This is a genomic window from Sulfitobacter sp. HI0129 (genome assembly GCF_001635395.1).
Lineage (GTDB): Bacteria > Pseudomonadota > Alphaproteobacteria > Rhodobacterales > Rhodobacteraceae > Sulfitobacter.
Map to the genome: position 1 here is coordinate 1 of NZ_LWGH01000557.1, position 2,301 is coordinate 2,301.

Annotated in this window: 2 protein-coding genes and 1 pseudogene; 2 read left to right on the forward strand and 1 reads right to left on the reverse strand. The window is 63.8% G+C overall.

The window, feature by feature from the left end:
• The coding region (locus A3764_RS15015; protein ID WP_067951725.1) for a trypsin-like peptidase domain-containing protein at positions 1-956 on the reverse strand (956 nt) is incomplete at its 3' end.
• Positions 957-1,101: 145 nt separating this feature from the next.
• On the opposite strand from A3764_RS15015, the gene A3764_RS15020 reads away from it, so the two are divergent.
• Both A3764_RS15020 and A3764_RS15025 read left to right on the forward strand, forming a co-directional pair.
• A complete protein-coding gene (locus A3764_RS15020; protein ID WP_067924871.1) occupies positions 1,102-1,773 on the forward strand; it encodes a winged helix-turn-helix domain-containing protein in 672 nt (223 codons plus the stop codon).
• Positions 1,770-2,301: pseudogene (locus A3764_RS15025) on the forward strand (sensor histidine kinase); the annotation flags it as partial. The gene A3764_RS15020 and the pseudogene A3764_RS15025, both read left to right, overlap by 4 nt.

Here is a 2,301-nt window from a genome sequence, read left to right on the forward strand (position 1 = left end):
ATATCCCCCTTCTTGAGGCCTGCGGCCTCTGCGGGGCTGTCTTCGTTCACCATCTCCACCACGGCTCCCTTGGGCGCGTCGTAGCCGAGAACGGTCGCGACCTCGTCAGTCATCGGGCGGATTTGCACACCCAGCCAGCCGCGCTGGACCTCACCGTCGTCCGCCAGATCGGCAACGATGGTCTGGACCAGATCAGACGGCACGGCAAAGCCGATGCCCACGGAACCGCCGGCGGGAGAGATGATCGCCGTGTTGACGCCAATGACCTCGCCATCGTTGTTGAACAGCGGTCCGCCCGAATTGCCGCGGTTGATGGCCGCGTCGGTCTGGATGAAGTCATCGAAGGGGCCTGCGTTGATATTGCGCGACATTGCAGACACGATGCCCGATGTCACGGTGCCGCCAAGGCCGAAGGGGTTGCCGACCGCGACGACTTCATCGCCAACGCGCAGCGTTTCGGACGTACCGAAGGACACTTTCGGCAGTTCGACGTCAGCCTCGACCTTCAGCAGGGCGATATCCGTCATCGGGTCGCTGCCGATGACCTTGGCATCGAGCTTGCGGCCGTCAGCCAGCTTGACGGTGACGGTTTCCGCACCCGCCACCACGTGGTGGTTGGTGACGATCTGACCATCTTCGGAGATGATGAAGCCCGAACCGAGGCCCTGCTGGGGCATGGGCGCGCCGTTCTGGCCGGGAACCATCTGTTCGAACCGGCGGCGGAGCTCTTCGGGCATTCCTTCGGGGAGGGAGCCCTGAAAATCGGTCTCGCGCGCCTTTGCGGTCACCTCGATGAACACGACGGAGGGCGATACCGCCTCTACCAGATCGGCGTAGCCGCCTGCGGGCACGGCCATTGCCGTTGACGGCAGCGTCGTGAGGGCGGAGGTCGCGGCCAATGTCGCGGCAAGCGCCATCGCGGCCGCCCGCGGTGTTCGGGGAAGTGTTCTTGTCATTTGAATGCTCCTCGCATCTTGTAGTGATGCGCTCCAGATGACCTGCCGGGCTAACATTGCCCTTCTTCCGGTTATACAAATCTGTAAGGTTACGAATGGCCCGCGCTTTCCTATATGCAGAGCCGGACCGCAGGAAAGGGCAGGCATGAAGCTGCTGGTGATCGAGGATGATGCAACCACGGGCAATTACATCGCGCGGGGCCTGCGCGAAGAGGGGCATGTCGTTGATCTGGTCACCGATGGGCGGCAGGGCCTGATACAGGCCACCGGCAATACATATGACGTGCTGGTGGTCGACCGGATGTTGCCGGAGATCGACGGCCTGACATTGCTGAAAACCCTGCGCGGAACGGGCAACCTGACCCCGGCGCTTTTCCTTACCGCCATGGGCAGCGTCGAAGACCGCATCGGCGGGCTCAACGCGGGGGCGGACGACTACCTCGTGAAACCTTTCGCCTTCGGAGAGCTTTCCGCCCGTGTCGCGGCACTTGCACGCAGGCCGCAGGCGCTGGATCAGGAGACGGTGCTGCGGGTGGCGGATCTAGAAATGGACCTGCTGGCGCGCAAAGTGACCCGCGCCGGGCAGGAGATCGATCTGCTGCCGCGGGAATTCGCCTTGCTGGAGCATTTGCTGCGGCGCAAGGGGCGCGTACAGACGCGGACGATGCTGCTGGAATCGGTCTGGGACCTCAGCTTCGATCCGATGACCAATGTCGTAGAGACCCATATCAGTCGCCTCCGGTCCAAGATCGACCGGCCGTTTGATCGCGAACTGATCCAGACTGTGCGCGGTGCGGGCTACAGGATCGACGGATGAGCGGTCGGATGGCGCGGCTCTGGCGGTCTATGCCGCTGCGGCTTGCGCTGCTTCTGGTGATGCTGTTTTCCACCGTCAGCCTGCTCAGCCTCGCGGCCAGCTATGCGGTCACGCAGGCATCCTTCGAACAGGCGATCCGCGCCGATCTGGCACAGGACATGGCAGGCTTTCGCGCCGCACCCAGCGCGCGGGCGGTGGCCTTTCTGGTCGAAGCGGAATCCCGCGCCACCGACCCCAACCGTTCGATCCTCAGCTATGTGACGCCGGGCGGGGTGGTATATGGCAACGGGGCCATCGCACGGGATGACGAAGGCTATCACATCATCACGCTGCGCGACGCGCCGGGCGATTATGCCGGTGATTACCTCACGCTGACTGATACCCTGCATGGCGGGCTGCTTACGGTGGCACGCAGCCGCGCGGAGATCGAGGCGCTGCGGGCGGGCTTCGTCAATATCCTGTGGATCAGCCTCTTGCCGACGATCCTCATCGCGCTGTCGGGGGGCCTTGTCATCGCGCGGCGCTCGA

What these genes read in the sequence shown, in the direction of transcription:
- A3764_RS15020 (WP_067924871.1), top strand. Translation starts at nt 1,102, where the DNA reads ATGAAGCTGCTGGTGATCGAGGATGATGCAACCACGGGCAATTACATC.